Annotated in this window: 13 protein-coding genes; 10 read left to right on the top strand and 3 right to left on the bottom strand. The window is 61.9% G+C overall.

Annotated elements, in window-relative coordinates; translation table 11 throughout:
* Nucleotides 1–58 precede the first annotated feature (58 nt).
* From purH to GXM19_RS06740, 4 genes are all read left to right on the top strand, one after another.
* Nucleotides 59–1666: a bifunctional phosphoribosylaminoimidazolecarboxamide formyltransferase/IMP cyclohydrolase gene (purH, locus tag GXM19_RS06755; RefSeq protein ID WP_006235915.1), complete on the top strand. Its 1608-nt coding sequence runs from the start codon at nucleotides 59–61 to the stop codon at nucleotides 1664–1666.
* 81 nt (nucleotides 1667–1747) lie between these two features.
* Complete coding sequence (locus tag GXM19_RS06750) at nucleotides 1748–2479, top strand: hypothetical protein (RefSeq protein ID WP_006235916.1); 732 nt, start codon at nucleotides 1748–1750, stop codon at nucleotides 2477–2479.
* A gap of 178 nt (nucleotides 2480–2657) precedes the next feature.
* Nucleotides 2658–3329 carry a response regulator transcription factor gene (locus GXM19_RS06745; protein WP_006235918.1) on the top strand — a complete coding sequence of 224 codons (672 nt, stop codon included), beginning with the start codon at nucleotides 2658–2660 and terminating at the stop codon, nucleotides 3327–3329.
* A gap of 9 nt (nucleotides 3330–3338) precedes the next feature.
* On the top strand, nucleotides 3339–4382 hold the full coding sequence (locus GXM19_RS06740) for a sensor histidine kinase (protein WP_006235920.1): 1044 nt from the start codon (nucleotides 3339–3341) through the stop codon (nucleotides 4380–4382).
* 203 nt (nucleotides 4383–4585) lie between these two features.
* Here GXM19_RS06740 and GXM19_RS06735 read toward each other — a convergent pair whose 3' ends face one another.
* Nucleotides 4586–5023 (bottom strand): universal stress protein, encoded by a 438-nt coding sequence (locus GXM19_RS06735; RefSeq protein ID WP_006235921.1) that lies wholly within the window; start codon nucleotides 5021–5023, stop codon nucleotides 4586–4588.
* A gap of 248 nt (nucleotides 5024–5271) precedes the next feature.
* Between GXM19_RS06735 and GXM19_RS06730 the strand changes: the two genes are divergently transcribed.
* Both GXM19_RS06730 and GXM19_RS06725 read left to right on the top strand, forming a co-directional pair.
* Nucleotides 5272–6246: an undecaprenyl-diphosphate phosphatase gene (locus tag GXM19_RS06730; protein WP_040359773.1), complete on the top strand. Its 975-nt coding sequence runs from the start codon at nucleotides 5272–5274 to the stop codon at nucleotides 6244–6246.
* A 355-nt stretch (nucleotides 6247–6601) separates the two neighbouring features.
* Nucleotides 6602–9502 carry an ATP-dependent helicase gene (locus GXM19_RS06725; RefSeq protein ID WP_006235923.1) on the top strand — a complete coding sequence of 967 codons (2901 nt, stop codon included), beginning with the start codon at nucleotides 6602–6604 and terminating at the stop codon, nucleotides 9500–9502.
* A gap of 281 nt (nucleotides 9503–9783) precedes the next feature.
* Here GXM19_RS06725 and GXM19_RS06720 read toward each other — a convergent pair whose 3' ends face one another.
* On the bottom strand, nucleotides 9784–10716 hold the full coding sequence (locus GXM19_RS06720; RefSeq protein ID WP_040359776.1) for a type I phosphomannose isomerase catalytic subunit: 933 nt from the start codon (nucleotides 10714–10716) through the stop codon (nucleotides 9784–9786).
* A gap of 74 nt (nucleotides 10717–10790) precedes the next feature.
* Nucleotides 10791–11510 carry a GntR family transcriptional regulator gene (locus GXM19_RS06715; RefSeq protein WP_050766173.1) on the bottom strand — a complete coding sequence of 240 codons (720 nt, stop codon included), beginning with the start codon at nucleotides 11508–11510 and terminating at the stop codon, nucleotides 10791–10793.
* 337 nt (nucleotides 11511–11847) lie between these two features.
* Here GXM19_RS06715 and GXM19_RS06710 point away from each other — a divergent pair, with 337 nt between their 5' ends.
* The 4 genes from GXM19_RS06710 to GXM19_RS06695 all read left to right on the top strand — a co-directional run bounded on the left by GXM19_RS06710 (nucleotide 11848) and on the right by GXM19_RS06695 (nucleotide 17026).
* The gene (locus GXM19_RS06710) at nucleotides 11848–12801 is read left to right on the top strand and encodes an ROK family protein (RefSeq protein WP_040359777.1); all 954 of its coding nucleotides are present in this window, start codon (nucleotides 11848–11850) and stop codon (nucleotides 12799–12801) included.
* A 165-nt stretch (nucleotides 12802–12966) separates the two neighbouring features.
* Nucleotides 12967–13890: a manganese-dependent inorganic pyrophosphatase gene (locus GXM19_RS06705; protein ID WP_006235927.1), complete on the top strand. Its 924-nt coding sequence runs from the start codon at nucleotides 12967–12969 to the stop codon at nucleotides 13888–13890.
* Nucleotides 13891–14156: 266 nt separating this feature from the next.
* Nucleotides 14157–15515, top strand: coding sequence for a Na+/H+ antiporter NhaA (gene nhaA / locus GXM19_RS06700; protein ID WP_006235928.1), 1359 nt, complete (start codon nucleotides 14157–14159; stop codon nucleotides 15513–15515).
* A 353-nt stretch (nucleotides 15516–15868) separates the two neighbouring features.
* Nucleotides 15869–17026, top strand: a complete 1158-nt coding sequence (locus GXM19_RS06695) for an IS110 family RNA-guided transposase (protein ID WP_225093533.1) — start codon at nucleotides 15869–15871, stop codon at nucleotides 17024–17026.
* Nucleotides 17027–17280: the final 254 nt, after the last annotated feature.

The following is a 17280-nucleotide window of genomic DNA, read 5'->3' as shown; positions in this document are numbered from 1 at the left end:
GCAGATCGACGTATCACCGACTCACAGAGCACGGCGGCGTACCAGACAGGAGGACTGCATGGGATCTGATGTGAAGATCGCACGCGCGTTGATCTCGGTTACCGATAAGACGGGCGTCGTCGATTTCGCACGGACGCTGGTCGATGACTTTGGCGTCGAGATCATCTCTACGGGCGGCACGGCTCGTGCCATTGAGGACGCGGGCGTTCCCGTAACCCCCATCGAGGAGTTCACGGGCTATCCCGAGATGATGGACGGCCGCGTTAAGACCCTGCACCCCAAGGTTCACGGCGCGCTGCTGGCCCGCCGCGATTCCGAGCAGCACATGCAGGAGGCCGCTCAGCACGGCATTAAGCTGATCGACCTGGTCGTCGTCAACCTGTACGAGTTCGAGAAAACCGTCGCCAACCCCGAGGTCACCTTCGCGGACGCCATCGAGCACATCGACATCGGTGGCCCCTCCATGCTGCGCTCCGCCGCTAAGAACGCCGCGAGCGTTACCGTCATCTCCGACCCGGCCGACTATGATGCCGTCCTGGCCGAGATGCACGAGACCGGTGGCTGCACCACGCTTTCCACTCGTCGTCGCCTGCAGGTGAAGGTCTACCAGACCACCGCCGCCTACGACACGGCTATCTCCCGTTGGCTTGCCGCCCAGGCAAGCGACGTGGCGGACACTTCTGCCAAGCTTGAGATCTCGCTGGAGAAGGTCGACGACCTGCGCTATGGCGAGAATCCTCAGCAGAAGGCTACGGTCTATCGCTTTGCCGAGGGCTGCGAGAACACCGCGAGCTCGCAGTTCCCGCTCGTTGGCTCCGAGCAGATCCAGGGCAAGCCGCTCAGCTACAACAACTATCTGGATGCCGACGCCGCTTGGAACCTGGTCCGCGAGTTCGACGAGCCTGCCTGCGTGATCCTCAAGCATCAGAACCCCTGCGGCTCCGCCGCGGCCGAGGACATCACGGCCGCCTACGACCGCGCGTTTGCCTGCGATCCCAAGAGCGCCTTTGGCGGCATCATCGCCTGCAACCGCGAGGTTCCCTATGAGCTGGTCGAGCACTTCGCCGATCAGAACAAGCAGTTCGTCGAGGTTATCATCGCCCCGAGCTACACTGCCGAGGCGCTCGAGCGCATGGCAAAGCGCCCCAACCTGCGCGTGCTGGCTACCGGCGGCGTGGACCACGGCGCCCAGGTGGAGCTGCGCTCCGTCGACGGCGGCATGCTGGTGCAGGAAGTCGACCACGTGACCGAGGATCCCGCGACCTTCACGTTTCCCACCGACCGCAAGCCCACTGACGCCGAGATGGCCGAGCTCGAGTTTGCCTGGAAGGTCTGCAAGGGCGTCAAGTCCAACGCCATCCTGGTCTCCAAGGGCAAGGCCGGCATTGGCATGGGCCCGGGTCAGCCTAACCGCGTTGACTCTGCGCTGCTTGCCTGCGAGCGCGCCGAGGACTTCTGCGAGCGCGAGGGCGTGGAGAAGGGCGGCTTTGCCTGCGCAAGCGACGCGTTCTTCCCGTTCCGCGACAACGTCGACGTGCTTGCCGAGCATGGTGTGACCTGCATCATCCAGCCCGGCGGCTCCAAGCGCGACGACGAGAGCATCCAGGCCTGCAACGAGCACAATATTGCTATGGTGTTTACGGGCGCTCGCCACTTTAGGCACTAAGTTTCGCCCCGGGACAAAATAATCTCTGCAAAAGACGGTTGCTCCGTTTGGAGGGCCGTCTTTTTGGTATAAGAGGACGGAATGACTAACACGAAAGGTATGACCATGCCCCAGATTGATGATGCCGAGCTGTTTGGCAATGCCGAGGATCAGCGTGCGTACGAGGACTTTTGCGCCAATCAGGAGGCGGTCGAGAAGTTTACGCTCGACAAGCCCGCGCTTGTCTGCCGTTGGCGCATGTCCAACAAAAAGGTGCCCATGCTCAACCGTCACATTCGCGCGCTGTCCGAGCGTCTGGTGCAGGGCGAGCCGCTTACCCATAACATGCTCAGCTGGGCCAAACAGCACGTTGAGTGGTCGCTTGCCGAGGGCGATTACACCGCGCGCGACGGCGTGCTCATGCTGGTGATCGACATCAACGGCAACGCCGCCATGACGGTGGGGGAGTACGAGCCGCTAGCCGATACGTCGGCCAAGGCGCTGCGTGCTCGCTCCGCCGAGGCCCGCTCCGAGGCCGACGAGACCGGCGTGGCGCCCGAGCTGCTCGCCGCCGTCAACAACGGCGAGCTTGCCTTTGTGGCGCCGGCGGACGAGCGCCTGTGTGGCACGGCGACGCTCATTGAGCAGCTGGCCCAGACCAAGGGCATCCCGGTCACGCGCGTAGACATTCCCGCGCAGCTTAAGGGCGCGCTGTTCCTAGTGAGCGACGAGCACGGCGTGGTCCCCGCAACCGAGACGGACGCCACCGAGGCCGACGCCGCTACGGTTGCCTTCTTCGCCGAAGGCTACGAAAAGCTCCGCGCCCGCCGCTAAATGATTTTCTGGGACGGGGATTAAAGAATCATTTTGGTCCCCGCCACCGCTACGAGTGCGAGGCGGACAAAACGCCCCCGCTCGCGAACAGTTCTGTCACCTTGGCACCGCGCGCGGTGCACACCTGCAGTTTCGCAGCCATAATGGTGGCAAGACAACCAAGAGGGGAGCGGAACCCATGCCGCTGATCTATATCGTTGAGGACGACGAGCCCATTCGTCGTGAGCTTGTCGACATTCTTGCCCGCGCCGGGTTTGAAATCGAGGCCTGCGAATCGTTCGAGCACGTCTCGCGCGATATTCTCGCCGCCGCTCCCGACCTGGTGCTGCTCGACCTCACACTCCCTGTCAAAGACGGCCAGCACATCTGCCATGAGGTTCGCCGCGAATCCGAGGTTCCCATCATCGTCCTCACGTCGCGCACGACCGAGATTGACGAGGTCATGGCCATGACGCTCGGCGCGGACGACTTTGTTCCCAAGCCCTACAGCGCCCGTGTGCTCGTGGCGCGCATCAACGCACTACTGCGTCGCACCGCGGCGGCGGGCGAGCGCAGCACGCTCGTCCACAAGGGACTGGAGCTCGACCTCGCACGCTCCATGGTCACCAACACGCAAACGGGCACCAGCACCGAGCTCACCAAAAACGAGCTGCGTATCCTCTCGTTGCTTCTGAGCCGCGCGGGCAAGATCGTCTCGCGCTCGGCCATCATGCAGGACCTGTGGGACTCCGATGCCTTCGTGGACGACAATACGCTCACCGTCAACATCAACCGCCTGCGTACCACGCTCGAAAAAATCGGCATCAAGGGGTATTTGACGACGCATCGCGGCCAAGGCTATTCGGTCTAGGGGCCGGCTATGTCGTTTGGCAAGTTCTTTAAAGATGCGCTGCTTCCCGTCGCCGTGTGGACGTGCGGCGTGCTGCTGAGCTGCTTTGTGCTGACGGTCGCCGGTGCTTCGACATCTATTGTGGTCGTGGCGGTCGGCGTGTCCTTTATCTTTGGTATGCTCGGCATCGTGGTCGAGTACGCGCGCCGTCGCCGTTTTCTGCGTCAGCTGGAGCGTGCGGCCGAGGAGCTCGAGAGTCCCGCATGGGTGCAGGAGATGGTGCAATGCCCGACCTATGCCGAGGGCGAGCTCGAGTACGAGGTCTTGCGTCGCGTGGGCAAAGCTGCTTGCGACGAGGTTGCCGAAGGCCGGCGTCAGACCGATGACTATCGCGACTATATCGAGAGCTGGGTCCACGAGGCCAAGCTGCCCCTGGCGGCGGCCCATCTAATTTTGGAAAACCTGGACGGCAGCGAAGACGACCTGTCGCGCGTAGATGACCTCGGTCGCGAGCTTGCCCGCGTGGAGCGCTATATCGACCAGGCGCTCTACTATGCGCGCTCGGAGGTTGTGGAGCGCGATTACCTGATTCGGCGTTGGAGCCTCAAGGCCCTGGTGACAGGTGCGATTAAAGCCAACACGCGCGAGCTCATTGCGGCGCACGTGGCGCCGGTGTGCGAGAATCTCGACTTTGAGGTCTTTACCGACGAGAAGTGGCTCGAGTTTATCTTGGGGCAGCTCATCCAGAACAGCATTAAATACGCGTGCGAGGACGGCGCGAAGATCGTGTTTTCGGGTGCGTTGCTGGACGAGGGTCTGGCGAGTGAGCGCATTGAGCTCACTGTTGCCGATAACGGCTGCGGCGTGAGTGCGGCAGACCTGCCACGCGTGTTCGAGAAGGGCTTTACCGGCGACAACGGCCGCACCACCAAGCGCGCAACGGGCATCGGCCTCTATCTGGTGGCACGCCTGTGCTCCAAGATGGGCATCGACGTCACCGCGGCATCCGATTCCGGCGAAGGCTTTGTCGTAACATTCGCGTTTTCAACGAACAAGTTCCAATATTTCGAGTAACGTACGCGGCAGACGCCCGCCCAAACAAAACGTGCCGCCCCAAACGGGGCGGCACGCCATTTTTCTATCAGACAACTCGCTGAAGTAAGGCTGCGAAGGCCGCGAGGCCGGGAGGGGTTTCCTAAGGGCACATCCCGCAGCCGCGAAGCGGCGAGGACGTGCCTGTGGAAACCCCGCAGGCCCCGCGGCCGGTGGGAGCAACGCTACTTTACGACCAAGATGTCGCAGTCGGTGTTGCGCAGCAGGAACGTCGAAATCGAGCCCAGGAGCGCATACTTGATCGAGGACAGACCGCGAGCGCCGCAGAGCACCAGGTCGGGCTTGACCACGTCGAGCATCTCGTCCTTGAGCGTCTCGCGAATACGGCCGGCGCGAATCATAACCTCGACCTCGGGAATATCGGGATTGGCCTTGGCCTCTTCGAGTTGCTTGGCGATGGAGTTCTTAAATGCCTCCTCTAGGCCGTTGACCAGATCGACCGGATAGGAACCGGCGCTCTCGAGTGCCGTGGAATCGATGACGTGGCCGATAATCAGCTTGGCGCCGTTGTTCGCGGCGACCTTGATGGCGCGTGCGAGCACAAAATCCTGCTGCTCAGTACCGTCGAGTGAAACAAATACCTTGGTATAGCCCTCGTTCATGGTTTCCTCCTTGGTCTATCGCACGGGCGCGGGGCTCGTGCGTCGGGCGGGCGCGGATGCGTGACCGCCGGACACTTTATCTTGTTGCAGTTATACCCAAGGATTTTGGTTTGACCGCTCGCAATTCTGTGAACGGGCGAGTTTTTTGGTAAGGGTAGGCGCAGGCGCGCCGCCAACGGTTGATAATGGGACATCGCCCGCACCGTCCGCAGAACAACTATCGGCGGGTGTCTAACGAGGGGGTCCCTTTGGATATTATCGAGCTTCTAAAATCTGCCTTCATGGGCCTAGTCGAGGGCATTACCGAATGGCTGCCTGTTTCGTCGACCGGCCACATGATCTTGGTGGACGAGTTCGTCAAGATGAACGTGAGCGAGACGTTCTGGAATATGTTCCTGGTCGTGATTCAGCTTGGCGCTATTTTGGCCGTCTGCGTCCTGTTCTTCTACGACCTTAATCCGTTTTCTCCCAGCAAAGGCAAGGAGGGTCGTCGCGACACCTGGGTGCTGTGGGGCAAGATTGTGCTCGGCTGTATTCCCGCCGCGGCGATCGGTCTGCCGCTTAACGACTGGATGGAGGAGCATTTCTATAATGCTCCCGTCGTGGCGCTGGCGCTCATTGTGTACGGTGTGCTGTTTATCGTGATCGAGAACTGGCGCGCGAACAAGCGCGACCAGGCCGCTCTTGCCGGTTCGTTTGGTTCGCGTGCCGTGGTGGCGGGCGGACGCCCCGCTGGTGCGCATTTTGCTGCACCCGCTGCGACTGCCACTGCAGACGATGACGATAACCTGGACTTTGGCTCCATTGCTACGCTCGAGGACCTGAGCTGGAAGACTGCGCTGGGTATCGGTTGCTTCCAGGTGCTCTCGCTGGTGCCGGGCACATCGCGCTCCGGCTCCACCATCATCGGCGGCCTGCTGCTGGGCTGCACGCGCTCGGTGGCGTCCAAGTTCACGTTCTTCCTGGCTATTCCCGTTATGTTTGGCGCAAGTGCGCTCAAGCTGGTCAAGTACTTTATTAAGGGCGGTACCTTCGGCACCAACGAGATCGCCATCTTGGGCGTGGGCTGCATCGTCGCCTTTGCGGTGTCGCTCATTGCCATCAAGTGGCTTATGGGCTTCGTTCGCCGTCACGACTTCAAGTGCTTCGGCGTCTACCGCATCATCCTGGGCATCGTGGTGCTCGCGTACTTCTTCGTCCTGGAGCCGATGCTCGGCCTCTAACTTAGTCGACGCTGCGCGGCGGCCGGGGCGACAACTTGTCATTCAAAGGGGGCGGCATGACCAGAAGGTCTATGCCGCCCCTTTTCATGCCAATTTGTTCGCCCCGGCCACCGCTCGCTGCTGCTGCCATGACATCGGCGACTCCCTGATTGGTGCATTGGGGCCGGGTTACTTTGCAGCAACATGGTGCAGATCAACCTGACCCCATTGCGCCAAATCCGCTGGGGCGGGTCTGACGGTGGCGCACGGAGTCGTGGTGTGATTTGCGTCGGTGTCCGCGCGGCTCGGTATACTGGTACGGCTCAAACTATGGCGCTGCCCGCAGGCGCGCCGTCCGTCAGATGAGGAGTCGCCCATGACCCAGCCCCTGCCCTGGGAAAAGAACGCCGCGGTACCCGTGCCGCCCGCGCCGGAACCCGTGCCGCTCGATGCATACACCGCCCCTGCAGCGCCGGAGCCCGAGCTCGTCCCGCTCGACATCTACGACGCTCCCGCGCCGGCGCCCAAGCCCGCCAAGCCGCTCGTCGACATTGACAGCCTTAATCCCGCCCAGCGCGAGGCGGTCCTGTCCACCGAGGGTCCGTTGCTGGTGCTCGCCGGCGCCGGCTCGGGCAAGACCCGCGTCTTGACCTTCCGCATCGCACATATGCTCGGCGACCTGGGTGTTAAGCCTTGGCAGGTTCTTGCCATCACGTTTACCAACAAGGCCGCGGCCGAGATGCGCGAGCGTCTGGCGGCGCTCATTCCCAGCGGCACCCGCGGCATGTGGGTGTGCACCTTCCATGCCATGTGCGTGCGCATGCTGCGTGAGGACGCCGACTTGCTGGGCTATACCGGTCAGTTCACCATCTACGATGATGATGACTCAAAGCGCATGGTGCGTGACATTATGCAGGCGCTCGGCATCGAGCAAAAGCAGTTCCCCATCAACATGATCCGCAGCAAGATCAGCTCGGCCAAAAACGCCATGATCGGCCCCGAGGACATGCTCAAGAGCGCCGATAGCCCCAACGACAAAAAGGCCGCGCAAGTCTACCTGGAGCTGGAGCGCCGCCTGCGCGCCGCCAATGCGATGGACTTCGACGACCTGCTCGTGCGCGCGCTTGAGCTGCTGCGCACCCGCCCCGAGGTGCTCGATAAGTACCAAGAGCGCTTCCGCTACATTAGCGTCGACGAGTATCAGGACACCAACCACGTCCAGTACGAAATCGCCAACCTGCTGGCCGCCAAGTACCAAAACCTCATGGTCGTAGGCGACGATGACCAGTCCATTTATAGCTGGCGCGGCGCCGACATCACCAACATCCTGGACTTTGAGAAGGACTTTAAAAACTGCAAGACCGTCAAGCTGGAGCAGAACTATCGCTCCACGGGTCACATCCTGAGCGCCGCCAACGCCGTGGTGCGCCACAACTCGCAGCGCAAGGACAAGCGCCTGTTTACGGCCGAGGGCGATGGCGAGAAGATCCAGGCCTTCCAGGCGAGCGACGAGCGCGACGAGGGCCGCTGGATTGCCGGCGAGATCGAGAAGCTGCACGCCAAGGGTACGAGCTACGACGACATCGCCGTGTTCTACCGCACCAACGCCCAGTCGCGTATTCTCGAAGATATGTTCCTGCGCGCGGGCGTGCCCTACAAGATCGTGGGCGGCACGCGATTCTTCGACCGTGCCGAGATCCGCGACGTCATGGCCTACCTCAAGATGATCGTGAACCCGGCCGACGAGATGAGCGTCAAGCGCGTCATCAACACACCTCGCCGCGGCATCGGTTCCACCTCGATCCAAAAGATCGAGCAGCTGGCGCGCGACAACCACTGCTCGTTCTTCCAGGCTTGCGAGATCGCGTGCGCCGAGACCGGCATGTTTAGCGCCAAGGTGCGCAACGGCCTGTCGAGCTTTGTGTCGCTGGTGCGCGAGGGCCGCCGCATGGACGGCGAGCTCAAGGACGTCGTCGAGATGATTGTCGATAAGACGGGCTTGCTGCAGGCATTTCGCGCCGAGGGCACCATGGAGTCCGAGAGCCGCGCCGAGAACATCCAGGAATTCCTGGGCGTCGCTGCCGAATTTGAGGAGACGCACGAGGACATCGAGGGTACGCTCGAGAGCTTGGAAGAGCTGCGCGCAGCCGGTGTTGCCGACGTTCCTGCCGGCGCCGAGCCCGAGCCCGTCGTGGTGAGCGCGCCCGCGCCCGAACCGGGGCCGTCCGCCCCGGCATCCTCGTTTGAGGCACTCGTCGGCGCGCGCGATGCTGCAGGTTCCAATCCGCTCGATAGACTAGCCGCCCCGGCGCTCTCACCGCAGGATGCCCTGGCCGCTGCCATCGCGGGCAACGCGTATGCCGCGCCGACGGAGATGCCGGCGGGTGCCGTGCATGCCGACGAGATTGAGCGCACCTACGGTCCGCTCACCTGTAAGGCGCTGCCGGCACTCATGGAGTGGCTGGCCCTGCGCTCCGACTTGGATTCCCTGGCCGGCGAGACGCATGCCATCACAATGATGACCATCCACTCCGCCAAGGGCCTGGAGTTCCCGGCGGTGTTCGTGGCCGGCATGGAGGAGGGCATCTTCCCGCACGTGCACGACTTTGGCGGCAGCGATGACCCGGGTAAGCTCGAGGAGGAGCGTCGCCTGGCCTACGTCGCCATCACGCGCGCCCGTAAGCGCCTGTTCTTGACCTATGCGGCCACGCGTCGCACCTACGGCTCGACCTCTGCCAACCCGCGCTCGCGCTTCCTCAACGAGATTCCGTTTGAGGATATCGAGTTTAGCGGTATCGGTTCTGCCGGTTTTGAGGGAACGGGCTGGGAGAAGCGCGGCGACCGTCGCGGCACCTTTGGCTCGGGCATGGGCTCGGATATGTATGGCGGCAAGGTGTTTGGTTCGCATACGCGCTCGACCGGCGGTTCCGGTTCGCGCGGCGGATCGAGCTTTGACGATTTCTTTGGCGGTAGCAGCCGCGGGACCGAGCGCCATCGTGGGGTCTCGCCCGACGCCGGCCGTGTTGCCTCGACCTTTGGTTCGGGTGCGCCGCGAGCTAAAAAGCCGTCGTCCAAGGTGTCTCCGACGGTGGAGCGCAAGGTCGATCGTGCCAGCGCGTCGCAGGACTTTGCCGCAGGCGATACCGTGAGCCACAAGACCTTTGGCACGGGTACCGTGATCTCGGTCGCTGGAGACATGATCGAGGTTCAATTCGAAAAGACCGGCCAGACCAAAAAGCTAATGAAGGGCTTTGCTCCGATCGTCAAGCTGTCGTGATCCTGGCGGACCTGGGCGGGCGTATAGGGCAACATCGCCTGCTCGGGCAGTCCTGCGCAAGACGGAGAGCACATTAAGTGCTCTCCTTTGCGTGCGGAACTCGCGATCGATGTTGCCCTATACGCCCGCCCAGGTCCTTGGGTAACGGTGCTTGCGAACGTCGCTCTGCTCGTTCGCTTTTTGATCTGGAGAGCCGGGTGGGCTGATAAATAGATATGGCAAGGGGCTCTCCCGCACATGGACGGGAGAGCCCCTTGTTGCGTTTGGGTTGTTGGTGCGACCTACAGGTGGCTGATGATCAGTTCCATCTTGCCTTCGAGGTCGATGGAGCTGACGGTGCTCGGGGCCAGCAGGTGGCTTCCCTTGTGGACGGGGTCGCCGCAGACGGTGCCTTCGCCGTCGATGACCGACAGACACATGAAGGGCCAGCGCTGGTCGAGGGTCTTGCTGCCGTCGACACGCACGCGATCGACGGTGTAGCAGGAGTTAGACTCGAGCTCGGTCACGCCATCGATTTCGGGCGCGGTCACCGTGCCGTCGGTCGGAGCCTGAGCATCAAAGTCGATGCAGTCGAGGCTCTGCTCAATGTGCAGCGGGCGCAGCTTGCCATCGGTGCCGGGACGGTCGTAGTCGTACAGGCGATATGTCACGTCGCTCGACTGCTGCGTCTCCAAAATGAGCGTGCCGGTCTTGATGGCGTGCACGGTGCCGGAATCAATCTGGAAAAAGTCGCCCTTGTGGATCGGCAGCACGTTGAGCATGCCGTCCCAGCGGCCGTCCTCGATCATCTGTGCGGCCTCGGCGCGGTCATGCGCGCGCTGGCCGACGATAATCGTGGAGCCGGGCTCGCAGTCCAGCACATACCAGCACTCGGTTTTGCCCAGGCTGCCGTTCTCGTGCTCGGCGGCGTACTCGTCGTTGGGGTGAATCTGGATCGAAAGGTCGTCCTTGGCGTCCAGAATCTTAACGAGTAGCGGGAACTCCTTGCCCTCGCAGTTGCCAAAGAGCTCGCGATGCTCGGCCCACAGCCACGACAGCGTGTGACCGGCATACGGGCCCTCCGCAATCTGGCAGTCGCCATTGGGGTGGGCCGAGATGGCCCAGCACTCACCGATGGGACCCTTGGGAATGTCGTAACCAAATACGGTTTCGAGCTGGCGGCCGCCCCAGATCTTCTCGTGAAAGATCGGCGTCAGTTTAATCAAATCGGACATGTTCATACCCCCATTGTGTTGCGCGGGCGCTGCACGAAACAGCTCAAAGCGAGCGCCCGGATGACTACAAAAACCTATGCCAACGTTACGTTGTGCAACTCAAAGCGGTCGCCAACGTTGCGCGAGACCGAATACTCAAAGGCGGCGCCGCTGTCCAAAAAGCCAATCTGGGTGAGCTCGAGCAGGGGAGAGCCAAGTTTGGTGTCCAGGCGCTTGGCTTCTTCCTCGGTTGCTGCCACGGCGCGAATGGTACGGTGGAAGCTCGATATCTTCAGCCCACATTGCTCGCGGATGAAGTGGTAGACCGATCCGTACAGGTCCTTCTTTTTAAGGCCTGGAATCAGCTCGAGGGGCATGTAGGTGTACTCGATAACGATGGGCTTCTCATCGGCCTGACGCACGCGCACGATGTGATAGGCAAAGTCATCCTCGGCAATTCCCAGCTGGGCTGCGATGTCCGCTGGTGGATTAACAATCGAGAAATCGTAGACCACCGAGGTCACCTTCTCCCCGCGGTGCTCATACGAAAAACCCTGGGCACGGTCGTTTTTGCCCTGGAAAAACGCCTGGCCGGGAAGTCCCGCCGTGTCCTTAACGTAGGTACCCGATCCACGACGGCTGGTAATAAGACCTTCCTCGGTGATTTGCTCGATAGCTCGTTTGACGGTGATTTTGGAAACGCTATAGAGCTCGCAGAACTCAACGACGGTGGGAAGCTTGTCGCCCGGTTTAAGAGCACCATCCTCGATACTTCGACGAATATCTGCAGCTATTGCCTCGTATTTGGGAATCAAGGAACCTCCTTTCCGACTTGATTGAGAATAAAAGAAAGTATAGTCAACGCCTAAGTATCTCTATTGAGTTATTGAAAAGTTCGAGAAAGATAAAATCAAAAGACGCCCCGCTTGTAAAATCAGAGCGTTTTAAATGATAAACATTTGAGTAGTGTCGTGTTGAGGAATGATCGGTCCGAGGACGGGACCGAACCGATATAGCGGCCAGCGAACCGAATCTCGTACTCTGCGTTTTCCCAGATAAAACCTGCCAAAACAAACCTGTCTCTTTTTGGTAGGTTTTTGCCTTGGGAGCGGTACCATACAGGCAATGTTTAAACGAGAAAGGTGGGCTCTCATGGAACCTAAGCAGTACTACATCGGCATTGACGTCGGCGGCACTTCGGTTAAGGAGGGTCTGTTCGACGAGGACGGTAACCTGCTGGCCAAGGCCAGTGTGCCCACGCCTCCCATCGTTGACGCCGCAGGCTTTGCCGCGGTGACCGAGGCTATCGACCAGGTGGTCGCCAAGGCGCAGATTCCGCGCGCCTTTGTGGCAGGCATTGGCCTGGCCGTTCCGTGCCCCATCCCGGCGTCGGGCGATGCCAAAGTCAAGGCCAACATTGCCATTAACCTGCCCGAGCTGAGGATCGCCATTCAAAAGCACTGCCCCGATGCGGTCGTTAAGTATGAGAACGATGCCAACGCCGCTGCCATGGGCGAGGCCTGGCTCGGCTCTGCCAAGGGCGTACAGAACGTGGTGATGGTCACCATCGGTACCGGTGTGGGCGGCGGCGTTATCGTTAACGGCGACGTGGTATCGGGCGTTGTGGGCGCCGGCGGCGAGATTGGCCACATGTGCCTGAACCCGGCCGAGGAGCGCACCTGCGGCTGCGGCGGCCATGGCCACCTGGAGCAGTATTCCAGCGCCACCGGCGTGGTGAGCAACTACCTTGCCGAGTGCAAGAAGGCGGGCGTCGACCCCATCGAGCTCACCGGCCCTTCCGATTCCAAGGACGTGTTCCAGGCCTGCCGCGAGGGCGACAAGCTTGCGCTGGCCGCAGCCGACACCATGGCCGACTACCTTGGCCGCGCCCTGGCGCTTATCGCCAACGTGGTCGACCCCGAGATGTTCCTCATCGGCGGCGGCGCCTCCGCCTCGGCCGATGTCTACCTCGACAAGGCTCGCGAGTACTTTAAGCAGTACGCGCTTTCCGCCTCGCGCGAGACGCCCATTAAGGTCGCTTCGCTCGGAAACGACGCCGGCATCATCGGTGCCGCCTACGTAGCCCTGCGCGCCGCCGGTAAATAGCTGGTGCAAGGGGGACAGGTTACTTTGCACCAATATGGTGCAAAAGGGACAACCTTGGCCCCGTGCCTGCCCCAAAATATGCCGTAGCCCTTCCGTCTGCGAAGGCTCGGCATCGGCGTGCTACCATAGCTACGTCCAAGTACACATATCAAGTGGAGGATATCCATGGCAAACGTTCTTGTCTTTGGTCACCAGAACCCCGATAACGACGCCATCATGAGCGCCGTCGTCCTGTCCCAGTTGCTCAACCAGGTTGAGTATGCCGGCAACACCTACGAGGCCTGCGCCCTTGGTCAGCTTCCGGCCGAGTCCGCCAAGCTGCTCGCCGACGCCGGCATCGCCGAGCCTCGCGTGATCGAGTCCGTCGAGGCCGGTCAGCTCGTCGTCCTCACCGACCACAACGAGTCCGCCCAGTCCGTCGCCGGCCTTAAGGACGCCACGGTCTTTGGCGTTGTCGATCATCACCGCATCGGCGACTTCGAGACCGCCGGCCCGCTGCACTACATCTGCCTGCCCTGGGGCTCCAGCTGCACCATCGTCACCAAGCTCGCCGGCGTGCTCGGCGTTGAGCTTTCCGACGTCCAGGCCAAGCTGCTGCTCTCGGCCATGATGACCGACACGCTTATGCTCAAGAGCCCCACCACCACCGATGTCGACCGCGCCGTCGCCGCCAAGCTCGGCGAGCAGGTGGGCGTCGACCCGGTCAAGTTTGGCATGGAGGTCTTCCTCACCCGTCCGTCCGGCTCCTTCACCGCAGCCGAGATGGTCGGCAACGACATCAAGATGTTCGAGCCCGCCGGCAAGAAGCTGCTCATCGGCCAGTACGAGACCGTCGACAAGAGCCGTGCGCTTGGCATGATTGACGAGATTCGCGAGGCCATGCGCGCCTACGCCGCCGAGAAGGGTGCCGACGGCATTGTTCTGTGCATCACCGACATTATGGAGGAGGGCTCGCAGGTCCTGCTCGAGGGCGAGACCGAGGCCGCTCAGAAGGGCCTGGGCATTGCCGACGAGCACGACGGCGTCTGGATGCCGGGCGTCCTCTCCCGTAAGAAGCAGGTCGCTGCCCCCATTATGGCCGCCTGCTAGGTTTAGTTGACCAAACGCTACGACCGGATCGCGGACACCCCGCCTCCGGTCGTTTTTTGTGCACGGCGCCGCGTCGTCTCTTGGACAGGCGTGCCCGTGCCGTTGAGCAAATAATGTTCAACCTGTGGTTCCGCTTTTCGGCCACGCCTGCGTGCTTGTCGTGCAGGGTAGGCTAGATGCAAGCGTAATACGTTAGAGCGCGGCGCCGCCACTTGGGCGGGCCGTGCTTTTTTAAGACGGGAGCTTTCCCGTGAAAGGAGCCGCCCATGGCAGCAACTGAGCAGCTGTTCAACGTTCGTGAGCGCAAGCGCTTTGAACGTCACGACATCTGGGAGCGCATCGCCGAGAACGGCACGATTTCTGCCGCCGTCATGGTCTTCGCCGCCATCGCCGCCGTCATTTGCGCCAATACCGATGCCTACGAGGCCGTCCATCACTTTTTGGAGACCCCGCTGTATGTGGGTCTGGGCAACCTTACGGCCGGTCTCACCGTTGAGCTTTTCGTCAACGACTTCCTCATGGCGATTTTCTTTTTGTTGGTGGGCATTGAGCTTAAGTACGAGATGACGGTCGGCGAGCTCAAGAATCCGCGTCAGGCCATGCTTCCCATGCTGGCGGCCGTGGGCGGCGTCGTCGTTCCCGCCTGTATCTACCTGATCTTCAACCATGCCGGCGCCCGCAACGGTTGGGCCATCCCCATGGCAACCGATATTGCCTTTGCGCTGGGCGTGCTATCGCTTTTGGGCAATCGCGTTCCCAACGGCGTGCGCGTGTTCTTCTCGACGCTCGCCATCGCCGACGACCTCATCTCCATCGCCGCCATCGCCATCTTCTACGGTCAGAGCCCCAATCCGTTTTGGTTGGGCGCCGCCGCGCTTGTGACCTGCGCGCTCGTGTGGCTCAACAAGACGCAGCATTACCGCCTTGCCCCGTATTCGGTACTGGGTCTGCTGTTGTGGTTCTGTATGTTCAAGAGCGGCGTGCACGCCACGCTTGCTGGCGTTATCTTGGCCTTTACCATCCCGGCCAAGTGCGGCGTCAAGCTCGATAGCCTCACCGATTGGTTGGGCGAGTGCCTGCCGCTGCTCGATGACCGCTACGACGACGAGGCGCACATCTTGGGCCAGCATGACTTTACCGTCTCGACCACCAGGGTCGAGCGCGTCATGCACCGCGTGACCCCGCCGCTCATCCGCATGGAGCGTCTGATCTCCACACCGGTCAACTTTGTGATTCTGCCGATCTTTGCGTTCGTGAACGCACAGGTTCGCCTGGTAGGCGTGGATATGAGCACGTTGCTCACCGACCCGGTGACGCTCGGCGTGTACTTTGGCATGCTGCTGGGCAAGCCGATTGGTATTTTTGGCATGACATTTGCCCTGGTCAAGCTCAAGGCTTGCCAGTTGCCGCGCAACGTCAACTGGCACATGATCGCCGGTGTGGGCATTCTGGGCGGCATCGGCTTTACGATGTCGATCCTCATCAGCGGCCTCGCTTTCCCGACGGCCGAGTTTGAGGTTCTTGCCGCCAAGGCTGCCATTCTTGCCGGTTCGGTCACCGCGGCCGTGCTCGGCATGATCTACATGAGTGTGGTCTGCAAGCACCCCGCGCCCAAGAACGAGTAAAAGCTCGAAAAAAGACACCAGAACCGGTTTGGATGCGTTCGAAACTCGGATCCGAGCGCTACTGGCCCCCTGCCAGATACCCATTACAGTCTGAAGTGGGCCACCGATAAATTTCGATGGCGAGCATTCGGCGCATTGCCTACGATACGGGCAAGCCCCGAGGGGCCGCCGATCGGGCGCCTCCGGATGGCCGTCTGCCCCTGCCCCGTAGAGGGCCCGGGGGGTGTTGCCACCGGGGGCGCTCGCCGCTCCGGACGACTGATAGGAAACTGCCGGGCGCAAGCGCCACGGCCAGGTAATGTGGGTGTCGCAGGGAGGGGTTCCGATCGGCCTACCGATTGGAGGATAACACCGTGGCACCACCTAGAATGCCGGAAGCCGTCATCGGGCTCGATGTCGGGAAATTGTCCCATTGGGCATGCGTCGCGACCCGGGACGGCGAGATACTGCTGAGCGCCCCCGTCGCGAACAGGGAGGGCGATCTGGACTCGCTGTTCGGCCGCTTCCCCGACGCGCTCGTGGTCGTCGACCAGTCGCGCAACATAGGCGCCCTCGCGCTCGCCCGCGCCAAGGCGGCCGGGATGTCGGCGGCGTACCTGCCGGGACTCGCGGCACACGGGGCCGCCAGGCTCTTCGCCGGCGACGCCAAGACCGACGAGCGGGACGCAATGGTCATCGCGAAGACGGCGCTGGGCATCCCCGACGCACTCCTGCCGGTCGGGGATCCGGGCCCGACGGTCGCGGCGGCGAGGGCGCTGGCCGCCCAGAGAAACTTCCTGACCTGCGAAAACACCAGGAGCAAGAACCGGCTGCGCAGCATCCTGCTGGAATCGTGCCCCGCCTTCGAGGCGTTGGTCGACCTGTCCGACGGTCCCCAGCTGAGGCTCATGGCATCCCTCGGCGGGGCCTGGTCGGTGGCCGACGCCGGGCCCCGCAGGGCGGCGGCGCTCACGCGCGGGGCGGCGCGCGGCAAGATCGAGGCCCTCGTCCGCTCGACGGCCTCCTCGACAAGGCCGGACGCGGCGGCCATCGCCGCCGAGGACCGGGCGGTGAGGCTGCTCGCGCGCAGGATCTCCGAGAACTCGGCGGAGATCGATGTGATCACGGCGGAGATATCCGCCCTCCTCGAGGGCGACGATACCTACCGATGCCTCCTGACGGTGCCGGGGATCGGCCCCAAAACCGCTTCCGAGCTCGCGATCTCCATAGATATCGAAGACTTCCCAAGCCACGACAGGCTCGCGTCGTACTGCGGCCTGGCGCCGCGCAACCGCCAGTCGGGGACCTCGATCTCCTCGGTGACGGCATCGCGCCAAGGCAACAAGAGGCTGAAGAACCTGCTCATATTCTCGTGCAACTGCCTTACCCGGACAGAGGGAAGATGGGGCGATTACTACGCTAGGTGCCGAGAGCGGGGCATGCCGCACGGCAAGGCGCTCAAGGCGCTGGCACGAAAGAGGCTGAAGGTCATCTACGCGATCATGCGGGACAGGGTGCCCTACGCCGCCTAGTCGAAGCGCTCCGAACAGATTGGAGCCCATCGGCCGAAAGGCCTGGCGTTAGCATGTCGCGATTCAATCTCGAAAACAGCATTGCCCAGTTGACAAAACTATAGGAACACCCCCCGTGGTCAAAAAACGCCGTTTGTGAGTACTGTCACAAACGGCGTATCATTTTAGGTGCGGAAAATAATGAACAAATTTATAAGAACTGTACGTTAATGAGTGACCATCGACTTCCAATTTGGCGCTAGCTGACGGTGATT

Source organism: Collinsella aerofaciens ATCC 25986, assembly GCF_010509075.1.
Taxonomy (GTDB): domain Bacteria; phylum Actinomycetota; class Coriobacteriia; order Coriobacteriales; family Coriobacteriaceae; genus Collinsella; species Collinsella aerofaciens.
The sequence above is the reverse complement of the archived record's forward strand: the minus strand, read 5'-3'. Positions and strand labels throughout refer to the sequence as shown.

What these genes read in the sequence shown, in the direction of transcription:
- purH (WP_006235915.1), top strand. Translation starts at nt 59, where the DNA reads ATGGGATCTGATGTGAAGATCGCACGCGCGTTGATCTCGGTTACCGAT.
- GXM19_RS06750 (WP_006235916.1), top strand. Translation starts at nt 1,748, where the DNA reads ATGACTAACACGAAAGGTATGACCATGCCCCAGATTGATGATGCCGAG.
- GXM19_RS06745 (WP_006235918.1), top strand. Translation starts at nt 2,658, where the DNA reads ATGCCGCTGATCTATATCGTTGAGGACGACGAGCCCATTCGTCGTGAG.
- GXM19_RS06740 (WP_006235920.1), top strand. Translation starts at nt 3,339, where the DNA reads ATGTCGTTTGGCAAGTTCTTTAAAGATGCGCTGCTTCCCGTCGCCGTG.
- GXM19_RS06735 (WP_006235921.1), bottom strand. Translation starts at nt 5,023, where the DNA reads ATGAACGAGGGCTATACCAAGGTATTTGTTTCACTCGACGGTACTGAG.
- GXM19_RS06725 (WP_006235923.1), top strand. Translation starts at nt 6,602, where the DNA reads ATGACCCAGCCCCTGCCCTGGGAAAAGAACGCCGCGGTACCCGTGCCG.
- GXM19_RS06720 (WP_040359776.1), bottom strand. Translation starts at nt 10,716, where the DNA reads ATGTCCGATTTGATTAAACTGACGCCGATCTTTCACGAGAAGATCTGG.
- GXM19_RS06710 (WP_040359777.1), top strand. Translation starts at nt 11,848, where the DNA reads ATGGAACCTAAGCAGTACTACATCGGCATTGACGTCGGCGGCACTTCG.
- GXM19_RS06705 (WP_006235927.1), top strand. Translation starts at nt 12,967, where the DNA reads ATGGCAAACGTTCTTGTCTTTGGTCACCAGAACCCCGATAACGACGCC.
- nhaA (WP_006235928.1), top strand. Translation starts at nt 14,157, where the DNA reads ATGGCAGCAACTGAGCAGCTGTTCAACGTTCGTGAGCGCAAGCGCTTT.